General features: G+C 69.8%; 22 protein-coding genes and 1 tRNA gene. 17 read left to right on the forward strand and 6 right to left on the reverse strand.

All coding sequences use genetic code 11. The features are described from left to right. Window positions 1-225 precede the first annotated feature (225 nt). Genes BN940_RS07100 through thpD form a run of 5 tightly spaced genes read left to right on the forward strand, consistent with a single transcriptional unit; the run spans window position 226 to window position 3954 of the window. On the forward strand, window positions 226-762 hold the full coding sequence (locus BN940_RS07100; protein WP_043681550.1) for a MarR family winged helix-turn-helix transcriptional regulator: 537 nt from the start codon (window positions 226-228) through the stop codon (window positions 760-762). Then, complete coding sequence (ectA, locus tag BN940_RS07105) at window positions 759-1295, forward strand: diaminobutyrate acetyltransferase (protein WP_242404284.1); 537 nt, start codon at window positions 759-761, stop codon at window positions 1293-1295. The genes BN940_RS07100 and ectA overlap by 4 nt, the downstream gene beginning before the upstream one ends. A gap of 20 nt (window positions 1296-1315) precedes the next feature. Beyond that, window positions 1316-2623 (forward strand): diaminobutyrate--2-oxoglutarate transaminase, encoded by a 1308-nt coding sequence (gene ectB, locus BN940_RS07110; protein WP_043686219.1) that lies wholly within the window; start codon window positions 1316-1318, stop codon window positions 2621-2623. Next, window positions 2620-3021: an ectoine synthase gene (locus BN940_RS07115; protein ID WP_043681553.1), complete on the forward strand. Its 402-nt coding sequence runs from the start codon at window positions 2620-2622 to the stop codon at window positions 3019-3021. Before ectB ends, BN940_RS07115 begins: the two co-directional genes overlap by 4 nt. Before the next feature lie 12 nt (window positions 3022-3033). Next, a complete protein-coding gene (gene thpD / locus BN940_RS07120) occupies window positions 3034-3954 on the forward strand; it encodes an ectoine hydroxylase (protein WP_242404285.1) in 921 nt (306 codons plus the stop codon). Window positions 3955-3968: 14 nt separating this feature from the next. Here thpD and ehuA read toward each other — a convergent pair whose 3' ends face one another. The 4 genes from ehuA to ehuB are packed head-to-tail and all read right to left on the reverse strand — an operon-like array spanning window position 3969 to window position 7031. Beyond that, entirely contained in the window at window positions 3969-4781 is an 813-nt protein-coding gene (ehuA, locus tag BN940_RS07125) for an ectoine/hydroxyectoine ABC transporter ATP-binding protein EhuA (RefSeq protein WP_043681559.1), read from the reverse strand. A gap of 6 nt (window positions 4782-4787) precedes the next feature. Further along, window positions 4788-5480 carry an ectoine/hydroxyectoine ABC transporter permease subunit EhuD gene (ehuD, locus tag BN940_RS07130; RefSeq protein ID WP_043681561.1) on the reverse strand — a complete coding sequence of 231 codons (693 nt, stop codon included), beginning with the start codon at window positions 5478-5480 and terminating at the stop codon, window positions 4788-4790. Continuing rightward, window positions 5481-6152, reverse strand: coding sequence for an ectoine/hydroxyectoine ABC transporter permease subunit EhuC (gene ehuC, locus BN940_RS07135; RefSeq protein WP_043681564.1), 672 nt, complete (start codon window positions 6150-6152; stop codon window positions 5481-5483). It abuts the gene before it with no gap. 18 nt (window positions 6153-6170) lie between these two features. Continuing rightward, a complete protein-coding gene (gene ehuB, locus BN940_RS07140; RefSeq protein WP_043681566.1) occupies window positions 6171-7031 on the reverse strand; it encodes an ectoine/hydroxyectoine ABC transporter substrate-binding protein EhuB in 861 nt (286 codons plus the stop codon). Between the two features lie 512 nt (window positions 7032-7543). Between ehuB and aroG the strand changes: the two genes are divergently transcribed. The 6 genes from aroG to mnmA are packed head-to-tail and all read left to right on the forward strand — an operon-like array spanning window position 7544 to window position 15089. Then, on the forward strand, window positions 7544-8635 hold the full coding sequence (gene aroG / locus BN940_RS07145) for a 3-deoxy-7-phosphoheptulonate synthase AroG (protein WP_043686221.1): 1092 nt from the start codon (window positions 7544-7546) through the stop codon (window positions 8633-8635). A 57-nt stretch (window positions 8636-8692) separates the two neighbouring features. Then, window positions 8693-10105: an FAD-binding oxidoreductase gene (locus BN940_RS07150; protein ID WP_043681568.1), complete on the forward strand. Its 1413-nt coding sequence runs from the start codon at window positions 8693-8695 to the stop codon at window positions 10103-10105. Window positions 10106-10121: 16 nt separating this feature from the next. After that, window positions 10122-11618, forward strand: coding sequence for an FAD-linked oxidase C-terminal domain-containing protein (locus BN940_RS07155; RefSeq protein WP_052355671.1), 1497 nt, complete (start codon window positions 10122-10124; stop codon window positions 11616-11618). Window positions 11619-11629: 11 nt separating this feature from the next. Beyond that, complete coding sequence (gene glcE, locus BN940_RS07160) at window positions 11630-12724, forward strand: glycolate oxidase subunit GlcE (protein WP_043681571.1); 1095 nt, start codon at window positions 11630-11632, stop codon at window positions 12722-12724. Between the two features lie 9 nt (window positions 12725-12733). Then, window positions 12734-13963 carry a glycolate oxidase subunit GlcF gene (gene glcF, locus BN940_RS07165; RefSeq protein WP_043681574.1) on the forward strand — a complete coding sequence of 410 codons (1230 nt, stop codon included), beginning with the start codon at window positions 12734-12736 and terminating at the stop codon, window positions 13961-13963. Between the two features lie 7 nt (window positions 13964-13970). Continuing rightward, window positions 13971-15089, forward strand: coding sequence for a tRNA 2-thiouridine(34) synthase MnmA (mnmA, locus tag BN940_RS07170; protein ID WP_043686225.1), 1119 nt, complete (start codon window positions 13971-13973; stop codon window positions 15087-15089). Between the two features lie 24 nt (window positions 15090-15113). On the opposite strand, the gene BN940_RS07175 is transcribed toward mnmA, so the two are convergent. After that, window positions 15114-15728, reverse strand: coding sequence for a glutathione S-transferase N-terminal domain-containing protein (locus tag BN940_RS07175; RefSeq protein WP_043681577.1), 615 nt, complete (start codon window positions 15726-15728; stop codon window positions 15114-15116). 314 nt (window positions 15729-16042) lie between these two features. Between BN940_RS07175 and purB the strand changes: the two genes are divergently transcribed. Then, the gene (gene purB, locus BN940_RS07180) at window positions 16043-17419 is read left to right on the forward strand and encodes an adenylosuccinate lyase (RefSeq protein ID WP_043681580.1); all 1377 of its coding nucleotides are present in this window, start codon (window positions 16043-16045) and stop codon (window positions 17417-17419) included. A 265-nt stretch (window positions 17420-17684) separates the two neighbouring features. Here purB and BN940_RS07185 read toward each other — a convergent pair. After that, window positions 17685-17760, reverse strand: a tRNA-Lys gene (locus BN940_RS07185). Window positions 17761-17925: 165 nt separating this feature from the next. Between BN940_RS07185 and BN940_RS07190 the strand changes: the two genes are divergently transcribed. From BN940_RS07190 to BN940_RS07210, 5 genes are all read left to right on the forward strand, one after another. Further along, window positions 17926-18168, forward strand: coding sequence for a hypothetical protein (locus BN940_RS07190; RefSeq protein ID WP_043681582.1), 243 nt, complete (start codon window positions 17926-17928; stop codon window positions 18166-18168). A 174-nt stretch (window positions 18169-18342) separates the two neighbouring features. Continuing rightward, window positions 18343-19086, forward strand: a complete 744-nt coding sequence (locus BN940_RS07195) for a carbonic anhydrase (protein WP_043681584.1) — start codon at window positions 18343-18345, stop codon at window positions 19084-19086. Window positions 19087-19104: 18 nt separating this feature from the next. Then, window positions 19105-19821, forward strand: coding sequence for a response regulator transcription factor (locus BN940_RS07200; protein WP_043681587.1), 717 nt, complete (start codon window positions 19105-19107; stop codon window positions 19819-19821). Beyond that, on the forward strand, window positions 19818-21140 hold the full coding sequence (locus tag BN940_RS07205) for a sensor histidine kinase (RefSeq protein ID WP_043681590.1): 1323 nt from the start codon (window positions 19818-19820) through the stop codon (window positions 21138-21140). The genes BN940_RS07200 and BN940_RS07205 overlap by 4 nt, the downstream gene beginning before the upstream one ends. A gap of 52 nt (window positions 21141-21192) precedes the next feature. Then, entirely contained in the window at window positions 21193-21873 is a 681-nt protein-coding gene (locus BN940_RS07210) for a methyltransferase family protein (protein ID WP_052355673.1), read from the forward strand. Window positions 21874-21913 lie beyond the last annotated feature (40 nt).

The following is a 21913-nucleotide window of genomic DNA, read 5'->3' on the forward strand; positions in this document are numbered from 1 at the left end:
TTCATAGCAAATATCATTTGAAAATGATGGGTAGTGGATCGATTTACATGGCCTTGTGATGTATCCGGCGGCGTGCCGGAGCGTGCAGCGTCCCGTTCCGGAGAGCGCTTCCTCCCGTTCCGGAGAGCGCCGCTTCCGCTTCCGCTCCCCGTTTCCTGTTGACCCGCATGATTCATGGTCTTATTATTTCAATAGAAATTAATTTCCTGAGGATCTTCCATCGCCATGAACAACCAGACGGATGCGCAGCAGGCCTACGACCTGCGGATCCTGCGGGCCCTGCGCCGCATCACCCGGGCCGTGGCCCTGCATTCCCGGCAGCTGTCGGCCTGCAGCCACATCACCGGCCCCCAGCTGGTCTGCCTGCGGACCGTGATCGAGAAAGGGCCGATGACGGCCACGGCCATCAGCCGCGAAGTCCACGTCAGCGCCAGCACGGTCGTGGGCATCCTCGACCGGCTGGAGGACAAGGGTCTGATCGTGCGCGAGCGCGGCCGCGCCGACCGCCGCATCGTGTTCGTCAGCGCCACCGACGCCGGGCGCGACCTGGCGCGCGACACGCCCTCGCCGCTGCAGCAGAAGCTCGCCGAGGCGCTGCAGGCGCTGCCCGAACTGGAGCAGGCCACCATCACGCTGTCGCTCGAGCGCGTGGTGGGCCTGATCGAATCCGGCACCGGGCTGGCGCATGCGGCCGATCCGCAGTCCCCCATGCTGGACGTTCCCGTGGGCAGCGTCGCGCCCGAATCCGGGCTGGTGGTTTGACCGCGGGACCGACGCCGGACACCGGGGCGCGGCTGCGCCCGCCGGCCCGCGCGGACGGGCCGGCCCTGCGGGACCTGGTGGCGCGCTGCCCGCCGCTGGACCTGAATTCCGTCTATCTCTACCTGCTCCTGGCGGAGCATTTCTCCGATACCTGCATCCTGGCCGAGGATGCGGCCGGCCTGCTGGGGATGGCGACGGGCTACCGCCCGCCGGGCCGGGACGACACGCTGTTCGTCTGGCAGGTGGCGGTGGATCCCCGGGCGCGCGGCCGGGGACTGGGCCTGGGCATGCTGCTGGGCCTGCTGTCGCGCCGGGCGCCGCGCCCGGCACGCTGGATCGAGACCACGGTGGGGCCCGCAAACCGGGCCTCCCGCGGGCTGTTTTCCCGGCTGGCCGCCCGCCTGGGCGCGCCGCTGGGCGAGACGGCCCTGTTCGACGCCGCGCTGTTCGGCGCGGACGCGCACGAGGCCGAGCCGCTGCTGCGCATCGGCCCGCTCACCCCGCCGGTCCCCGGAGCGGACCGGATTCCATGAACGATGAAAAGGAGGACCCCATGGACTTGAAAATCTTCGACCGGATGGAGTCGGAAGTCAGAGGCTACGTCCGGTCGTTTCCGGTCATTTTCAGCAAGGCGCGCGGCTCGGAACTGTATGACGAGGACGGCCGCCGCTACATCGACTTCTTCAGCGGCGCGGGCACCCTGAACTACGGGCACAACAACCCGGTCCTGCGCGAGCGCATGATGGCGTACCTGGAGGCCGACGGCGTGACGCACGGCCTGGACATGGCCACCAGCGCCAAGAAATACTTCATGCAGACGCTGGCCCGGCTGGTGCTCGAACCGCGCGGGCTGGACTACGTGCTGCAGTTCACCGGCCCCACGGGCACCAACGCGGTCGAGGCGGCGCTCAAGATCGCGCGCCAGGTCAAGAACCGCCAGAACGTGATCTCCTTCACCCACGGCTTCCACGGCGTGTCCGGCGGCTCGCTGGCGGCCACCGCCAACCGGAAATTCCGCAAGGCCGCCGGCGTGGCCCTGGGCAACATCAGCTTCATGCCCTACGACGGCTACTTCGGCCCGGACGTGAACACCATGGCCTACCTGGAACGCATGCTGGACGATCCCAGCAGCGGCCTGGATCATCCGGCGGCGGTGATCGTCGAGACGGTGCAGGGCGAGGGCGGAGTGAACGTGGCCTCGCAGCGCTGGCTGCGCGAGCTCGAACGCCTGTGCCGGCGCCACGACATGCTGCTGATCGTGGACGACATCCAGGTGGGATGCGGGCGCACCGGCAGTTTCTTCAGCTTCGAGGCGGCGGGGATTTCGCCGGACATCGTCACGCTGTCGAAGTCCCTGTCGGGCTTCGGACTGCCCATGTCGCTGGTGCTGCTGCGCCGCGAACTGGACGTCTGGGAACCCGGCGCGCACAGCGGCACCTTCCGCGGCAACAACCTGGCGTTCGTCACGGCGGCCCAGGCGCTGGAGACCTACTGGGCCGACGGCGCGCTGAGCGAGGAGGTCGCGGCCAAGGAGCGCCTGGTGCGCGACTGGCTGGAAAACCTCGCGCACAGCTGCCGCGACGCGGGCCTGGGGGTGCGCGGGCGCGGGCTGATCCAGGGCCTGGTCGCGCCGGTGGGCGAGGGCCTGGCCGGCCGGATCGCGCGCCGGGCCTTCGAGCAGGGCGTGGTGATCGAGACCTCGGGCGCGCACGACGAGGTGCTGAAGGTGCTGCCGGCCCTGACCATCCCGCGCGAACTGCTGCAGCAGGGGCTGCAGATCATCGAGCGCAGCGTGGGCGAGGTCCTGGCCGGCGCGGGCCGCCCGACCCGCACGCTGAAGGTCGCGGGAGGCGGGCAATGATCGTGCGCAACGTCAGGGACGTCATCGGGACGGACCAGGAAATCGTCACGGACAACTGGACCAGCCGCCGGGTGCTGCTGGCCGCCGACGGCATGGGGTTCTCCTTCCACGAGACGGTGATCTTCCCGGGGACCGAGACGCACATCCACTACCGCAATCACCTGGAGGCCGTCTGGTGCATCGAGGGCGACGGCGAGATCGAGACCATCGCCGACGGCCGCAGGTACGCCCTGGGCCCCGGCGTGGTCTACGCCCTGGACCGGCACGACGAGCACTGGCTGCGCGGCGGCGAGCGGCCGCTGCGGGTGATCTGCGTGTTCAACCCGCCGCTGACGGGCCGCGAGGTCCACGACGCCTCCGGCGTCTATCCGCTGGCGGCGGATGCCGCCGGCGCCTGACCGGGGCCTTTCATGGGAGACGATGACGAGATGAAGGATTTCTACGTATCACGGACGGGGCGGGACGCGGCGCTGATCGCGCGCGGCGAGCCCGTGGTGTATGGCGAGGGCCGCTATGCCGATGCGCTCGACGAGGGGCAGCTGCAGGCCTACGAACGGGACGGCTTCCTGATCCTGCCTGGCGTGTTCGGCGCCGCGGAGATCCAGGCGCTGCGCGAGGAAGCCCAGGCGCTGGAGCACGATCCGGCGGTGCGCGAGGGCGAGGAGGTGATCCGCGAGCCGGGCGGCACGGCGCTGCGCTCGATCTTCCGCGTGCACGAGCTGGGGCGGCGGCTGGCCGAGCTGCCGCGCGATCCCCGCCTGCTGGACGTGGCGCGCCAGATCCTGGGCTCCGAGGTCTACATCCACCAGTCGCGGGTGAACATGAAGCCCGCGCTCGACGGCAAGGAGTTCTACTGGCATTCGGACTTCGAGACCTGGCACGTGGAAGACGGCATGCCGGCGATGCGGGCGCTGAGCTGCTCGGTGCTGCTGACGGACAACACGGCCTTCAACGGGCCGCTGATGCTGATCCCGGGCTCGCACCGGCAGTTCGTGGCCTGCGTCGGCGAGACGCCGGAAGACCACTACCGCACCTCGCTGCGCCGCCAGGAAGTCGGGGTGCCCGATCCCGTCAGCCTGCGCCTGCTGGCGGAGCGCGGCGGGCTGGAGGCGGCGATCGCGCCCGCCGGATCGGTGGTGTTCTTCGACTGCAACACGCTGCACGGCTCGGCCGGCAATCTCTCGCCCTGGCCGCGCAGCAACGTCTTCATGGTCTACAACAGCGTGGAGAACCGCCTGCAGGCGCCGTTCCATGGCATGAAGCCCCGGCCCGAGCACATCGCGGCGCGGCGTTCGGCCGAGCCGCTGACGCCGCTGCGGGCGGCGGCCTAGCGGACCCCCGCCCCTCAGGCGCCCTGGCGGGCGTCAAGGAAGTTCTTCAGGAACTCCCGGGTGCGCTCTTCCCGCGGCTCGGCGAACATGACTTCGGGCGGCGCCTGCTCCACGATCACGCCGCGGTCGAAGAAGCACACCCGGTCCGAGATCTGGCGGGCGAATTCCATCTCGTGGGTGACCAGCAGCATGGTCAGGTCGTGCTCCTCGGAGAGGCGGCGGATCACGGTCAGCACCTCGCCCACCAGCTCCGGGTCCAGGGCCGAGGTCGGCTCGTCGAACAGCATGATGTTCGGCCGCATCGCCAGCGCGCGGGCGATGGCCACGCGCTGCTGCTGGCCGCCGGAGAGCTGGCTGGGGAACTTGTCGGCGTGCTCGGTCATGCCGACCAGGTCCAGGTATTCGTGGGCGCGCCGCTCGGCCTCGTCCTTCGGCAGGCCCAGCACGTGGATGGGCGATTCGGTGACGTTGCGCCGCACCGTCATGTGGGGAAACAGATTGAACTGCTGGAACACCATGCCCATTTCCTTGCGCATGGCGCGCAGGTGGGCTTCCCCCGCGGGCACGGGGCGGCCGTCGCGGTATTCGTGCCACAGGGGCTTGCCGGCCACGTGGATCATGCCCGCGTCGATGGTCTCCAGCGTCATCAGGATGCGCAGCACCGTGGACTTGCCCGAGCCCGAGGGGCCGATGATGGTGACTTTCTCGCCCTTGGCCACCTGGAAGTCCAGGTGGTCGAGCACCAGAGCGTCGCCGAAGCGCTTGACGACCTGGTCCATGACGATGATGGGATCGGCCGGGACGGAAGGATTCGAGGCGTCGTTCATGTCGGTTCAGCGTAGGGGGATGCCGCGCTTGGGCAGGCGTTCGTCCAGCAGGCGCACGCCGGCCGAGGCGACCAGGGTCAGGATCAGGTAGAGCACGCCCACCAGGGTCAGCGGCACCATGTAGTTGAAGCTGCGGTCGCCGATGATGCGCGCGACGTTGAGCATTTCCAGGATGGACACCACGGACAGCACCGGCACGTCCTTCATGATGGACACCAGGTAGTTGCCCAGGGCCGGGATGATGCGGGGGATGGCCTGGGGCAGGACGATGACCGCGAAGGTGCGCAGGGGCGAGATGTCCAGGGCGCGCGCGGCCTCAGTCTGGCCCCGGCTGATCGATTCCAGCCCGGCGCGGTAGACCTCGGACATGTAGGCGCTGTACTGCACCCCCAGCGCCAGCGCGCCCGTCAGGAAGGCGGGCAGCACCAGCCCGTATTCCGGCAGCACGTAGTAGAGAAAGAACAGCTGCACCAGCAGCGGGGTGTCGCGCAGGAATTCCGTGAACACCCGCGCCGGCCAGGCGATCAGCCGGAAGCGCACGCTCTTCAGGGCCGCCAGCACCAGGCCGAGCGCGGCGCCGACGACGAAGCCCAGCAGGGTGGCCTCGATCGTGACGACCAGGCCGCGCAGCAGGATGGGCAGGATCGACCAGGCGAAGATCCAGTCGTTGGCCGTGTTCCATTCGATGCCGAAGAGCATTCAGATCCCCTTGGGGCGCCAGCGCCCGACGCGGGTTTCCAGCAGCCGCATCAGCCCGGCCAGCACCAGCGCCATGCCGAAATACATCAGCAGCAGCAGGGTGTAGACCCCGATGCTGTCCTGGGTGAAGTTGCGCACGCGCTCGGCCTGGAAGGCCAGGTCGCCCAGGCCGATGAGCGAGACCAGGGCCGTGTCCTTCAGGTTCTGCACGGCCAGGTTGCCGAAGCTGGGCATCATTTCCGGCACGGCCTGCGGGATGGCGATGCGCCAGAGGATCTGGCGCGGCGTGAAATCCAGCGCCTTGGCCGCCTCGTGCTGGCTGCGCGGCACGGCCTGGATGGCGCCGCGCACCACCTCGGCCCCGTAGGCGCCGATGTTCAGGCTCAGGGCCAGCGTGCCCGCCACCACCGGCGGCAGGCGCAGGTCCACGCCCAGGGCCTGGCCCAGCACCGGCAGGGCGAAGAACAGCCAGAACAGCTGCACCAGCAGCGAGGTCCCGCGGAAGACCTCGATCAGGGCGATCGAGGCCCAGCGGCAGGGCGCGGACCGGGACAGGCGGCCGATGCCGAACAGGAAGGAGAACAGCCCCCCCAGCAGGGTGGAATACAGGGCCAGCCGGATCGTGACCCAGGCGCCCTGCATCAGGGGGTTCAGGTAGGACAGCCAATCCATGCGGAGCGCGGACCGGCCTTACCCGGCGCAGAGCTGCGCCGTGCTGCGCTCGAAGGACTGCGAGGCGTCCTCGGCGGAAAAGCCGTAGCCGCTCATGATCTTCTTCCAGTCCTCGGTCTTCTTGAATTTCGCCAGCTCCTGGTTCACGGCGTCGCGCAGCGCGCCCGAATCCTTGGAGAAGGCGAAGCCGCCCCAGCTGCGCACGGGCTGACCGTCCACCACCGGGTCCTTGAAGTCGCGCGCGGCCTCGGCCTTGCCCCGGCTCTTGGCGGCCAGTTCGCCGACGGTGAGGCTGGTGGCGGCGTAGCCGTCCGCGCGCCCGGTGGTCACCGTGGAGATGGCGTCGGCGTTGTTGGCGATGGTGACGATGCGGCTGGCGGGCACCTTCAGCGCCTGCAGGATCTCCAGCTGGTCGGCGCCGGCCATGATGGCGATCTTGTGGTCCGAGGCGGCGAAGTTCTCATAGTCGTGGAGGTTCTTCGGGTTGCCCTTGGCGACCAGCAGGCCCTCGCCATAGGAGCTGTTCGGCTCGGAATAGAGCACCTGCTCGCAGCGCTGCGGCAGGATGGCCATCTCGGCGGCCACCATGTCGTAGCGGTCGGCCTGCAGGCCGGGGATCAGCGAGCCGAAGGCCGTGGTGGTCCATTCGATCTTGCCGATGCCCAGGGCCTTGGCGATGTGCTTGGCCACGTCCGGTCCCACGCCCTTGGCTTCTCCGTTCAGGTCCATGTAGCCGTAGGGGATCTCGTTGGCGATGGCCACGCGCAGCGTGCCGCCGTTGCGCAGGGCGTCGAGGTCGGCCGCCTGCGCGGCGGCGCCGGGGCCCAGGACGCAGGCGGCGGCCGCGGCCAGCAGCCAGGGTTTCAGTGCGGTTTTCATAGAGGGTCTCCTGGATGTGTGCATATGAAATGATCTCTTGGCGAATGATGCATTATAGAATGATTTCAGCACGAATCAATTGACTGGAAATGTCCGGAGCGCGAACCCCGGCGTGAAACCCGGCCCGCGCGGAAAATCCTTCGGGAGTCGCCGGAGCAATTTTCTGGCCGTGGAGGGCGGGGGGCGTGCTAGGATTCACCCATCAATTCATGCGGAACGTCCGGATCGCATGGAAAAGGCTGGGGGAGCGTAGGAAATCCTTCGGGCGCGAAAAATCCTGCAGGGATCGCCGGAGCAACTTTCTTGCTCCAGGGGTGGTGACTGTGCTAGGATTCACCAATGCACTCGATTCCTTATTTTTTCTACTTTTTTACGTTTCCAAAGCCGCCGGTGGAGGAAGGGAATCGCTGTACTAAAAGGTAGACCACACATTCCCGAAAAAGCCGCCGGCGCTGCCAGGCGGCTTTTTTGTTGCCGCCTTCCCGCATCCGGCCCATGAATGGAGCATGACCGTGTCACACAATACCGACGATACCCGCATCCGAGAAATCCGCGAGCTGGCCCCGCCCGCCCACGTGATGCGTGAATTTCCCTGCACGGCGGACATTTCCCGCACGGTGCACGATGCGCGGCGCGCCATCCACGACGTGCTCTACGGCGCGGACGACCGCCTGGTGGTCGTGGTCGGGCCGTGTTCCATCCACGACACCCAGGCGGCCATGGAATACGCCCGCCGCCTGGCGCCGCAGCGCGAGCGGCTGGGCGCCGACCTGGAAATCGTCATGCGGGTGTACTTCGAGAAGCCCCGCACCACGGTGGGCTGGAAGGGCCTGATCAACGACCCGGGCCTGGATGGCAGCTTCGACATCAACCAGGGCCTGCGCACCGCGCGCGAGCTGCTGATCGACATCAACGCCCTGGGCCTGCCGGCCGGCACCGAGTTCCTCGACATGATCACGCCGCAGTACATCGCCGACCTGGTGTCCTGGGGCGCCATCGGGGCGCGCACCACGGAAAGCCAGGTGCACCGCGAGCTGGCCTCGGGGCTGTCCTGCCCGGTGGGCTTCAAGAACGGCACCGATGGCAACACGCGCATCGCCATCGACGCGCTCAAGGCCTCGTCGCAGCCGCACTACTTCCTCTCGGTCACCAAGGGCGGGCATTCCGCCATCGTGTCCACGCGCGGCAACGAGGACTGCCACGTGATCCTGCGCGGCGGCAGGGCGCCCAACTACCAGGCCGAGCACGTCCAGGCGGCGGCCGCGGCCCTGGAAAAGGCCGGCATGCGCCCGCGCGTCATGGTGGACGCCAGCCACGCCAACAGCAGCAAGGACTACGCCCGCCAGCCCCTGGTGATCGAAGACATCTGCACCCAGGTCGAGGCCGGCGACACGCGCCTGTTCGGCGTCATGGTGGAAAGCCACCTGGTGGGCGGGCGCCAGGACCTGGTGCCGGGCAAGCCCCTGGTGTATGGTCAGAGCATCACCGACGGCTGCGTGGACTGGGACACGACGGTGGCCATGCTCGACCGCCTGGCCGCCGCGGTGCGCGCGCGCCGCCAGGCCGTGGGCGCGGCGGCCGAGCCGGTCGGCAGCGCCGCCTGAAACGTTCCGCCCGGCGGGCCCGCGGGTCCGCCGGCTTCCGAGTAGACAGGATCGAACATGGATACCTTGCACATCGCCCAGCAGGCCCGGCCCTTGCCGGATGGCTTCCTCGACGCGCTGGCCGCGCGCTTCGGCGAGCGCTGCTCCACGGCGCAGGCGGTGCGCGAGCACCATGGCCGCGACGAATCCCCGTATCCGGTCATGCCGCCCGACGCGGTGGTCTACGCCCGGGACGTGGACGAGGTCGCCTGGGTGGCGCGCCATTGCCACGACCACGGCATCGCCCTGATCCCCTACGGCGCGGGCTCGTCCCTGGAAGGCCACCTGCTGGCGGTCCAGGGCGGCGTGTGCCTGGACCTGTCCGGGATGGACCGGATCGTGGCCGTGCACGCCGAGGACTTCACCGCCACGGTGCAGGCGGGCGTGACCCGCAAGCAGCTCAACGAAGCCCTGCGCGACACCGGCCTGTTCTTCCCCATCGACCCGGGCGCCGACGCCAGCCTGGGCGGCATGGCGGCCACGCGCGCCTCGGGCACCAACGCCGTGCGCTACGGCACCATGCGCGAGAACGTCATGTCGCTGAAGGTCGTCACGGCCGACGGCCGCGTGATCGAGACCGCCAGCCGGGCGCGCAAGTCCTCGGCCGGCTACGACCTGACCCGCCTGTTCGTGGGCAGCGAGGGCACCCTGGGGATCATCGTCGAAGTCACCGTGCGCCTGTATCCGCAGCCCGAGGCCGTGTCCGCCGCGATCTGCAATTTCCCCGACCTGGACGCCGCCGTCCAAAGCGTGATCGAGGTCATCCAGATGGGCGTGCCGGTGGCCCGCATCGAATTCATGGACGCCCACGCCGTGCGGGCCACCAACCGCTACAGCCACCTGAGCCTGCGCGAATCGCCGCTGCTGCTGTTTGAATTCCACGGCAGCCCGGCCTCGGTGCGCGAGCAGGCCGAATCGGTGCAGGCCATCGCGCGCGAGCACGGCGGCCAGGATTTCCAGTGGGCCGACCGCCCCGAGGACCGCAGCCGCCTGTGGACGGCGCGGCACAACGCCTATTTCGCCGGCCTGCAGCTGCGCCCCGGCTGCCGCTCCAGCACCACCGACGTGTGCGTGCCGATCTCCCGGCTGGCCGAATGCGTGGGGGAAACCGCGCGCGAGCTGGACCAGGCGAGCTTTCCCTACACCATCGTGGGCCACGTGGGCGACGGCAACTTCCACGTGCTGATGCTGCTCGACCCGGACGATCCGGACGAATGGGCCGAATCCGAACGCCTGAACCAGCGCCTGGTGGCGCGCGCCATCGCCATGCAGGGCACCTGCACCGGCGAGCACGGCGTCGGCCTGCACAAGCAGGCCTTCATGCGGGCCGAGCACGGCCAGGACGCCCTGGACGTGATGGCGGCCCTGAAGGCCGCGCTGGACCCGCGCAACGTGCTCAATCCCGGCAAGATCCTGCCGCCGGCCGCCTAGGCGCCGAAGGACTCCCATGGACATCGCCAGCCCCGTGGACGAACGGCACGCCACCGTGCCCGATTTTCCCGGCTTCCTCGCCCGCATCGCCCGCGACGTGCCGGCGCACTGCATCCTCACCCGGCCCGACCAGACCCGCGTCTACGAGTGCGATGGGCTGGCCCTGTACCGCGAGCTGCCCCCCGTCGTGGTGCTGCCCGAAAACGAGGCCCAGGTCATCGCCATCCTCAAGGCCTGCCACGAACACAACGTGCCGGTGGTGCCGCGCGGCTCGGGCACGGGGCTGTCGGGCGGCGCCACGCCGCATCCGCAGGGCGTGGTGATCGGCCTGGCCAAGCTCAACCGCATCCTGCGCCTGGATCCCGCGACCTGCGTGGCCGTGGTCGGCCCGGGGGTGCGCAACCTGGCGATCTCCGAGGCGGCCGCGCCCCACGGCCTGTACTACGCGCCGGACCCGTCCAGCCAGATCGCCTGTTCCATCGGCGGCAACGTGGCGGAAAACTCCGGCGGCGTGCATTGCCTGAAATACGGCCTGACGGTGCACAACGTGCTGCGCGTGCGCATGGTCACGGTCGAGGGCGAGATCGTCGAGCTCGGCGGCGAGGCGCCGGACGCCCCGGGCCTGAACCTGCTGCAGGCCTTCATCGGCTCCGAGGGCATGCTCGGCCTGGTCACCGAGGTCACGGTACGGCTGATTCCGCGCCCGCAGCTGGCGCGGGTGGTCATGGCCAGCTTCCCCAGCGTCGAGCAGGCGGGCGAGGGCGTCACGCGCATCATCGCGGGCGGCATCATCCCGGCCGGGCTGGAGCTGATGGACAAGCGCTCGGTGCACATGGTCGAACCCTTCGTGCAGGCCGGCTACGACCTGGAGGCCGAGGCCATCCTGCTGTGCGAATCCGACGGCACGCCCGACGAGGTGGCCGAGGAAATCGGCCGCATCGAGGCGCTGCTGCGCGAGGCCGGCGCCACCCGGCTGCAGACCTCCGCGTCCGAAGCCGAGCGCCTGAAATTCTGGGCCGGGCGCAAGAACGCCTTTCCCGCGGCCGGGCGCATCTCGCCCGATTACTACTGCATGGACGGCACCATCCCGCGCCGCCACCTGGGCAGGGTGCTGGCGGCCATCGCCGGGATGGAGACGCGGTTCGGCCTGCGCTGCGCGAACGTGTTCCACGCCGGGGACGGCAACCTGCATCCCCTGATCCTGTTCGACGCCAACCGGCCCGACGAGGTCGAGCGCGCCGAGGCCTTCGGCGCCGCCATCCTGGAACTGTGCGTCCAGGTGGGCGGCACCATCACCGGCGAACACGGCGTGGGCTTGGAGAAGATCAACCAGATGTGCACGCAGTTCACGCGCGAGGAACTGGACGCCTTCGCGGCGGTCAAGCGCGCCTTCGATCCCTACGGATTGCTCAATCCGCTCAAGCTCATCCCGACGCTGGTGCGCTGCGCGGAATACGGCAAGATGCACGTCCACCAGGGCGAAGTCCGCTTCCCCGACATCCCCCGGTTCTAGGAATCCCCCTCATGGAATTCGTGCTGTCCGAACTTTGCGAGCAGGTCGTGACCGCGCGCGCGGCCCAGCGCCCGCTCCTGATCCGGGGCGGCGGCACGCGGCTGTTCTACGGCGGTCCGCTGCCGTCGGAAGACGCCGCGTCCTGGCTGGAGCTGTCGGCCTATCGGGGCGTGGTCGGCTACGAGCCGTCCGAGCTGGTGCTGACGGCGCGGGCCGGCACGCCGCTGGCGGAAATCGAGGCGCTGCTGGCGTCGCGGGAACAGATGCTGGCCTTCGAGCCGCCGCGTTTCGGCGCCGCCGGCACCCTGGGAGGCTGCGTGGCCTCGGGCCTGTCCGGCCCGCGCCGCATGGCGGCCGGCTCGCTGGCGGATTTCGTGCTCGGCACGCGCCTGCTGAGCGCCGACGGCAACGTGCTGCGCTTCGGCGGCGAAGTCATGAAGAACGTCGCCGGCTACGACGTCTCGCGCCTGCTCGCCGGATCCCTGGGCGTCCTGGGGGCGCTGGTGGAAATCTCGCTGAAGGTCGCGCCGCGGCCGCACCGCGAGGCCACGCGCGTGCTGGCGCTGGACGAATCCGCGGCCCTGGAACGGTGCCTGCGCTGGCGGTCGCGGCCGCTGCCCGTGTCGGCGACGGCCTGGATGGCCGATGCCTCGGGCGCCAGCGGGAAACTGTGGGTGCGCCTGTCGGGCAACGCATCGGCCGTGCGCCAGGGCCTGGAGGACATCGGCGGCGAGTCCCTGGACGACGAGGCCGCCGACGCCTTCTGGCTGGGCCTGCGCGACCAGACGCACCCGTTCTTCCGCCAGCGGCCCCTGTGGCGCATCGTCCTGCCCGCCGGCGCGCCCGCGCTGGGCCTCGCGCCCGTGCTGCACGAATGGGGCGGTTGCCTGCGCTGGCTGGCCGGGCCGTACGATGCCGCGGCGCTGCGCGACCGGGTCCAGTCGCTGGGCGGCTCCGCCTGCCTGTACCGCCGCGAAGGCGCGCCCGCCGGCGTGCCGACCTTCCATCCCCTGGCCGACGGCGTCCTGCAGATCCACCGGCGGCTGAAACGGGAATTCGATCCCGCCGGGATCTTCAACGCCCATCGGCTGTATCCGGAACTCTGAGGACCCACCATGCAGACTCAACTCGCGGACTGGGCGCGCGATACCGATTTCGGCCGGGAAGCCGACGAGATCCTGCGCCGCTGCGTGCATTGCGGCTTTTGTCTGGCGACCTGTCCCACCTACCAGATCCTGGGCGACGAGCTCGACAGCCCGCGCGGGCGCATCTACCAGATCAAGCAGGTCCTGGAAGGCGCCGAGCCCACCTTCGTCACCCAGCAGCACCTGGACAGGTGCCTCACCTGTCGCAACTGCGAGACCACCTGTCCGTCGGGCGTCCAGTACGGCGCCCTGGTGGACATCGGCCGCCAGATCGTCAGCGAGCGCGTGCGCCGGCCGCTGCGCGAGCGCCTGGTGCGCGAGGCCCTGCGCCGCCTGATGGGCTCGCCCTGGTTCGGCCCCCTGTACCGGATCGGCGTCTGGGTGCGGCCCGCGCTGCCGGCCGTGCTGCGCTCCAAGATCGCGCAGGCGCGCCCGGCCGGGCCGCTGCCGGCCGAGCCCGGCCGCCATGCGCGCCAGGTGCTGATGCTGGCCAACTGCGTGCAGCCGGCCATGATGCCGTCCATCGACGCCGCCACGCTGCGCGTGCTGGACGCGGTCGGCGTGGGCACGCGCATCGCCGCCGGATCGGGCTGCTGCGGCGCCATCAACTTCCACCTGGACGCCCAGGAGGCCGGCCGCGACCAGATGCGCGCCAACGTGGACGCCTGGCTGCCGCTGCTGGAATCCGGCGAGGTCGAGGCCGTGATCGTCAACGCCTCGGGCTGCGGCGGCATGATCAAGGACTACGCCCATCACCTCAAGCACGACCCGGCCTATGCCGAGCGCGCCGCGCGCCTGATGCCCTACGTCAAGGACATCGCCGAATTCCTCGCGCCGATGGCAGCCGAGGTGCGCGCGAAGATGCGCCGCGCGCCGGGCCGCAGCGCCTTCCATCCGCCCTGCACGCTGCAGCATTGGCAAGGCCTGCGCGCCGTCACCGAGCGGCTGCTGGCCGACCTGGGCTTCGATCTGCAGGCCTTCGGCGAATCGCATCTGTGCTGCGGTTCGGCGGGCACCTATTCGATCACCCAGCCGGCGCTGTCGAAATCGCTGCGCGACCGCAAGCTGCAGGCGATCCAGACCACGCTGCCCGACACCATCGTGTCCTCCAACATCGGCTGCATCTGCCATCTCCAGAGCGGCACCGGCACGCCGGTGCGCCACTGGATCGAAACCGTCGACGAGGCCCTCCATGACTGACCGGCGCGTGACTGACCAGCCCACGCGCGGCGCCCGGGTCGTCATCGGCATGTCGGGCGGCGTGGATTCCTCGGTGTCGGCCTGGCTGCTCAAGCAGCAGGGCTACGAAGTGGTCGGCCTGTTCATGAAGAACTGGGAGGACGACGACGACAGCGAATACTGCTCGTCGCGCCAGGACTGGCTGGACGCCGCCAGCGTGGCCGACGTGGTGGGCGTGGACATCGAGGCGGTCAATTTCGCCGCCGAATACAAGGACCGGGTGTTCGCCGAGTTCCTGCGCGAATATTCCGCCGGCCGCACGCCCAATCCGGACGTGCTGTGCAACGCGGAAATCAAGTTCAAGGCCTTCCTGGACCACGCCATGGGGCTGGGCGCCGACTACATCGCCACCGGCCACTACGCCCGGGTGCGCCGCGCCGCCACGCCGCGGGGGCCGCGCAGCCAGCTGCTGAAGGCGCTGGACGGCACCAAGGACCAGAGCTACTTCCTGCACCGCCTGAACCAGGACCAGCTCGCGCGCACCCTGTTTCCCCTGGGCGAGCTGCCCAAGACCGAGGTCCGCCGCATCGCGCGCGAGATCGGCCTGCCCAACGCCGCCAAGAAGGATTCCACGGGCATCTGCTTCATCGGCGAGCGGCCGTTCCGCGAATTCCTGAACCGCTACCTGCCTACGAAGCCGGGGCCGATGCTGACCCCGGAGGGCCGCGAGGTCGGCCGCCACCAGGGCCTGGCCTTCCATACCCTGGGCCAGCGCAAGGGCCTGGGCATCGGCGGAGTGCGCGGCGCCCAGCGCGGGGACGGCACGGCCGACGCCTGGTACGCGGCCCGCAAGGACCTGGAGAACAACGTCCTGTACGTCGTCCAGGGCCACGACCACCCCTGGCTGCTCAGCGAACGCCTGCGCGCGCAGGACGCCAGCTGGGTGGCGGGCGAGCCGCCGGCCCCCGGCGCCTACGCCGCCAAGACCCGCTACCGCCAGGCCGATGCCGCCTGCGTCCTGGAAGCGGGGCAGGGCGCGGGGGATTTCGCGCTGCGCTTCGACGAGCCCCAATGGGCCGTGACGCCGGGCCAGTCGGCCGTGCTGTACGACGGCGACGTCTGCCTGGGCGGCGGGATCATCGTCTAGGGCTCGGGCGGCGGCGCGCGGGATCTACGCGGCGGGCGGCCTGGTCGTGGCGAAGGAGGGCCGGGCGTCGAGCTTTTCGGTCAGGCGGGCCAGGTGGGCGTGGTCGGCGCGCCAATCCAGTTCCGGGAAGCGCAGGTCCAGGTAGCCCAGGGCCGCGCCCACGGCGATGTCGGCCAGGCACAGGTTGACGCCCATGCAGTAGGACTGCTCGCCCAGGAGCTGTTCCATGTAGTTCAGCCCGGCGCCGATCTTCTGGTGCTGGCGGGCGATCCAGTCGGGGTTGCGCTGGGGCTCGGGGCGGCGGTGGGCTTCGATGAAGGCCGCCGCGGCGGCGTCCATGACGCCGTCGGCCACGGCTTCCCAGCGCTTGACTTCCACGCGTTCGCGCCCCGGAGGCGGGATCAGCCGCCCGACCGGCGAGAGCGTATCCAGGTATTCCACGATGACGCGCGAGTCGAACAGCGCGCCGTTCTCGTCCATGATCAGACAGGGCACCTTGCCCAGGGGGTTGTGCGCCGTGACGTGGGTCGCGGGCCCCCAGGGGTCGTCGAGGACCAGCTCGTAGTCGAGCTTTTTCTCGGCCAGCACGATACGGACCTTGCGGACGTAGGGGCTGGTCAGGGAACCGATCAATTTCATGAGGAAACAGGATAGTCCAGGGCTCGAAAAGTATAGCAGGACGACTCCCCCGAGCCCGGGTGTCCGGCGTGTTTTGTCCTTTTTTTGCCCGGCGGCAAGCGTGTGGTGTGGTATATCCGCCCAGTCTTCGGCCCGGTCCTGGCCCGGTCTCCGCCAGGTCCGGAGGCGCGGACGGGCGGGTGCTAGAATCCTGGCTTGGGATGCGCCTCGCCCGTCGCCGGATCCGGGGCGCCCCGCCGGTCGCCGTTCGTTCCTCTGTCCCGCGCGCCCCGGCCTCGTGTCCGGGCGGCCGCGCCTTCTCGTTCCCGTCGATGATGCATATTGATTCTTCCCTCAGCGCGCTCAATGCGCTGTCGCCCCTGGATGGGCGCTACGCGGCCAAGGCCGACGCCCTGCGGCCCTTCCTGTCCGAAGCCGGCTTCATGGCGCACCGGGTCGAAGTCGAGATCGCCTGGCTGATCGGCCTGTCCGACGCCGGGCTGCCCGAACTGCCCGCCTTCTCGGCGGCGGCGCGCGCGCGGCTGCGGCAGCTGGTGCGGGATTTCTCCGAGGCCGACGCGGCCCGCATCAAGGCCATCGAGCGCACCACCAACCACGACGTGAAGGCGGTGGAATACTGGCTCAAGGAGCGGGTCGCCGACGACGCCGAACTGTCCCGCGCGGCGGAATTCATCCATTTCGCCTGCACCTCGGAAGACATCAACAACACCTCCCACGCCCTGATGCTGGGCCGCGCGCGTTCGCAATGCGTGGTGCCGGCGCTCGAATCGGTCGCCGCCCGCCTGCGCGAACTGGCGCGCCAGCACGCCGACCAGCCGCTGCTCTCGCGCACGCACGGCCAGCCGGCCACGCCCAGCACCATGGGCAAGGAATTCGCCAACGTCGTCGCCCGCCTGGAGCGCGCCCTGGAGGCGATCCGCGCCGTGCGGCCCCTGGCCAAGATGAACGGCGCCACCGGCAATTACAACGCCCATCTGGCGGCCTACCCGGAAATCGACTGGCCCGCGTTCTCCCGCGAGGTCCTGAGCGGCCTGGGGCTGACCCAGAATCCTTATTCCATCCAGATCGAGCCGCACGACTGGATGGCGGCCCTGTTCGACGCGATCGCGCGCGCCAACACCATCCTGCTGGACCTGAACCGCGACGTCTGGGGCTACATTTCCCTGGGCTACTTCAAGCAGCGCCTGAAGGACGGCGAGGTCGGCTCGTCCACCATGCCGCACAAGGTCAACCCGATCGACTTCGAGAATTCCGAGGGCAACCTGGGCCTGGCCAACGCGATGCTGCGCCACCTGTCGGAAAAGCTGCCGGTCTCGCGCTGGCAGCGCGACCTGACGGACTCCACCGTGCTGCGCAACCTGGGCGTGGCGCTGGGTTACGGCCTGGTGGCCTACGAGGCCTGCCTGCGCGGCCTGGGCAAGCTGGAGCTGAACCCCGCCGCCATCGACGCCGACATCGACGCCTGCTGGGAAATCCTGGCCGAGCCCGTGCAGACGGTGATGCGCCGCTACGGCCTGCCGCAGCCCTACGAGCAGTTGAAGGCCCTGACGCGCGGCAAGGGCATCACCGAAGAAGCCCTGCGGGAATTCATCGCTGGCCTGGATCTGCCCGACGAACCCAAGGCCCGGCTGCTGGCCATGACGCCGCGCAGCTACACCGGCCTGGCGGCCCGCCTGGCGGCGCAGATCTAGGAAGCAGGAAGGCCCGCGCCGGGGCGCGGTTCAGGACGCGGGCCGGAAACTGCTGGATATGCGACGACCTCACCTATCGGCTGGAAGTGGGATCAACCGTGTCCGATGAGTGCCCATCGCCCGTTCATGGGGCAGAGTCCAGGAGGCGATCGAGGTTGATCGACAGCCCCTGAAATGCCCGCATAGCGCCTATATGGAAACCAAAAACAAAAAGGCCAGTTCCGAAGAACTGGCCTCAGTGCTTGATCTGAGTGCTTGATATTCCTGGTGGGCTGTGAGTGACTCGAACACTCGACCGACGGATTAAGAGTCCGCTGCTCTACCAACTGAGCTAACAGCCCGTCGCAATGATTTGCGAAGAACGAAACTATACACCTTTTTGCCGGCCTGCGCAAAAAGGCATGTGACAAAGCATGCGGCTTGTTGGCGCAACGTGAGAATGTCCGCATCCCCCTGTGCGAACCTGTTATAAAAACGACATGCGTATTCCAGCACGAGAAGAACACATGCCCGGCCGAGTCGTGATTCGATGCAGCATCGCGCTGCTGTTCGCCGCCCTGGTCTCCGGTTGCTTCGGGGGCGGCGGCCCGACCCGGCAGGCGGAACGCGGCGGCGAATGCCAGTGGAACCGCAGCCGGTGCCTCTACGAGGGATCCTACGAGCCCGACGAGCGGGACTATGCCGAGCAGGAAGCCAAGGAACTGAACCGGGCTGCGCTGGAACGGCTGCGGCGCAACGCCGGCAGGTAGTCTCCCGGCCTGTGCTCCCGGCCCGCGGCGGAACGGACGGGCCGTGCCGGTGGATCGGGACGCCGGGATTCCGCCGGGATTCCGCTTTCCAGGCGGGGCGCGGGCTGGTTATGATGGCTGCGCGATGCCCGTGCGGATCGCGCCGTCCCCGGACCCCCTGCAGGAGACACTGGAATGTGTGATTCGACATGCTGCGCGGAAGCGGCGGCGCACTCCCGCCGTTCCTTCCTACGATCCTCGCTGGCCGCCGCCCTGGCGGTCGCCGCCGGCGGCGCGCTGCCGGGCGGCCTGGCCCTGGCGCGCACCGCGTCCCCGCCCAAGCCGCAGAACGTCCTCGATCCCGATGCCGCGCTCGCGCGGCTGACCGAGGGCAATGCGCGGTACGTGTCCGGGGTGACCCGGCGCCACGATTTCGCCCACGAGCGCCCGGCCCTGGCGGCGGGGCAGAATCCCTACGCGGCCGTGCTGGGCTGCGCGGACTCGCGTGTGGTGCCCGAATACGCCTTCGATTGCGCCCGGGGAGACCTGTTCGTCACCCGGGTGGCGGGCAATTTCGTCAATGTCGACATGCTGGGCAGCCTGGAGTATTCGGTGGCGGTCCTGGGCGTGCCGCTGATCCTCGTGCTCGGACATGACAAGTGCGGCGCGGTCGCGGCGGCGGTCAAGGCCGTCACGGAATCGGCGCAGTATCCCGGCCGTATCCCTTCGCTGGTGTCGGCCATCGCGCCCGCCGTGCAGAAAGTCCAGGACGGCGGAGGCGATCTGCTGGCGGCCGCCACCGCACAGAACGTCCGCGACAACGTCGCCGCCCTGGCCGAGCGTTCGACCATCCTCGGCGACGCGGTGCGGGCCGGCAAGCTGCGGCTCGCCGGCGCCGTCTACCGGCTCGATACCGGCCGGGTCGAGTTCCTGGGCTAGGGCGGACAGGCGCTGGCCATGACGGAGGCGGCCGGCGCGCGCGTCCTGATCGTCGAGGACGAGCCGACGCTGGCGGAAAATTTGTACGGCTATTTGGAGCGCCAGGGTATGGCGCCGGACGTGGCCTACGACGGCCATGGAGCGCTGGCCCTGCTGCACGGGTCGGTCTTCGACGCCGTGGTGCTGGACCTGGGCCTGCCCGGCCTGGGCGGGCTGGACGTGCTGCGCGCCATGCGGCGGGAACCCATGCTGTGGCGGCCCGTGCTGGTGTTGACGGCGCGCGAGCGGCTGGAGGACAAGCTCCTGGCCTTCGACCTCGGGGCGGAAGACTATCTGGTCAAGCCCTTCTCCCTGGCCGAGGTCGCGGCGCGGCTGCGCGTCCTGACGCGGCGGGGGCAGGGCGGCGAATCCGGCCCCCTCGTCCACGGGAATCTGCGCTACGACCCGCATTCGCAGGCGGTGACCCTGGCCGGCCGGCCGCTGATCCTGCCGCGCAAATCGGTGCTGCTGCTGGCGGCCCTGCTGCGGCCGGCGGGCGGCCTGGCAACCCATGCCCACCTGACGGCGGCGTTGTGGCCCGACGGACCGCCGTCCGACCGTGCCCTGCACGACCAGGTGCGCCTGCTGCGCCGCCGCCTGCGCGCGGAGCGAGGACCCGACATCGTGGCCGAACCCGGCCGGGGCTGGCGTTTGGCGCCGGTGCCGGACGACGCGGGCGGCGGGGACGCGGCATGAGGCTGAAACAGCCGTCCTCCCTGGCCCGGCGGGTCACCTGGGCCGTCACCGGCACCGCCGCCGTATTCCTGCTGGTCATCAGCCTGCTGGCCTACGGGACTTTTGCGCGCATGGAGGACGACCTGGTCGACGAAGTCCTGTCGGGCCAGATCGCGGCCTTGCGCGACGATCTCGGGGCGGGACTGTCCGTGTCGGCGATCCAGCCGCCGCGCTGGAGCGAAGGAGGGCGCGTCCGGACCTGGGTGCTGCCGGCGGATCGGCCGCCTCCCCTGGAAGGGATGTTCGCGGCGGGGCCGGGCGGCCGGGAAATCGTGCAGGCGGGCCGGACGTGGCACACCTGGGTCGAGACCGTCCCCCAAGGCCTCCTCTACGTTCGCTACGACGCCACCGCGCACGAGGACCGGGTCCGGTCCTTCGGTTGGATCCTGGCGGGCGGAGCCGTGTCGGCGCTGATCTGCGCCTGGCTGCTGGCCCGGCGGCTGGCGCGCCGGGTGGTGGCGCCGATCCGCGCCGTATCGGACCGGCTCTCGGCCTGGGAGGGCGGGGCGTTCGCCGACGAGGCGCCCGGGGGCGACGAGGCGCTGCAATTGATCGGGGCCTTCAACCGCATCCAGGACCGGATCGACCGCTCCGTGGCGTTCGAGCGCCAGTTCGCCGCCAATCTCGGTCACGAGCTGCGCACGCCGCTGGCCGCCCTGCGCTCCGATTGCGAAATGGCCCTGCTGGACGCCGGTCCGGGGACGTCCCTGGCAGCGCGCCTGGCGCGCATGATGGTCCAGGTCGACGCCGCCGCCAGCAGCCTGGCGGGCGCGGCGGCCCTGAACAGCGCCGATCCGGCCCGGGTGCGCCGCGTCGGCCTGTCGCAGGCCCTGGAGCAGGCCTGGTTCGCCCTGGAACCCATGGCCCGCGCGCGCGGCCTGGCACTGGATTCGCGCATTCCGCCGGACGAGAGCCTGTGCCTGGACCCGGACGCCCTGCTGATCGTGCTGCGCAACCTGCTGCGCAACGCGATCGAGCACGCTGCGCCGGCCACGCTACGGGTCTGTCTGGATCAGGACGGCGTCCTGGTCCTGCGCGACGATGGGCCGGGCATGGCGCCCGAACGCCTGGCGCGGGTGCGGGAGTGGCGCGCCGGCCGGGCGGATCTGTCCGCGGCGGACGCATCCGAAACCGGCCATGGGCTGGGCCTGGGCATCGCCCAGCGCGTCTGCGAGCTGCGCGGCTGGCGGCTGAGCGTGGACTCGACTCAGGGCGGCTCCGATAGCGGAACGACCTTCAGGCTGGACCTCCATTCAGCTTCCGGTCAGCGGAATTCGTAGCGGATTCGTGGCCCTCGGGGCTATGGTGAGCGCTGTCCGACCAGGAGCCATCATGTCTTCGTCCGCCTGCGCTTCCCCCGGCACCCCCGCCGCCCGTTCCAAAGCCGACATCGATTCCGTCTGGGAACGCCTGGCCCATGCCCAGGTGCTGCGCCGCCGCGCGCTGGGCGTCCTGGGGGCGCTGACCGTGCTGGCGCTGCCCTGGGTCGGTTCCGCCTGGCCGGAGGCTGGCTGGGTCAATCAGAGTCTGGAATGGGCGGGCCTGATCCTGATGGCGCTGGCGCTGCTGGGGCGTTGCGCCTGCATGCTGTACCTGGGCGGGCGCAAGGGCGCCGACCTGGTGGCGGAGGGGCCTTACTCGGTCTGCCGCAATCCCCTGTACGTCTTCTCCATCCTGGCCGTCCTGGGCATCGGCCTGCAGACCGGCAGCTTGACGGTAGGGCTGGTCCTGGCCCTGGCGGCCTGGGCGGTGTTCCGCTGGATCGTGGGCGAGGAGGAGCGGATGCTGCGCGCATCCTTCGGCGCGCCGTTCGAGGACTACTGCGCGCGGGTGCCCCGGTTCCTGCCCCGTCCGTCCGCCTGGCGTTCGCCGCGGCACGTCACGGTCGATCTCCAGGGCGTCTGGAACACGGTGCGCGACGCCCTGCCGTATTTCCTGTCGATTCCCGTGTTCGAGGCCATCGAGGCCTTCCAGGAAGCGGGCTGGCTGCACGTCCGGCTGTGGCTGTATTGAGCTGAGCATCCGGCGGCCTGTGCGCTGATCCCGGGCTCCG

The organism is Castellaniella defragrans 65Phen (assembly GCF_000612685.1).
Taxonomy (GTDB): domain Bacteria; phylum Pseudomonadota; class Gammaproteobacteria; order Burkholderiales; family Burkholderiaceae_B; genus Castellaniella; species Castellaniella defragrans.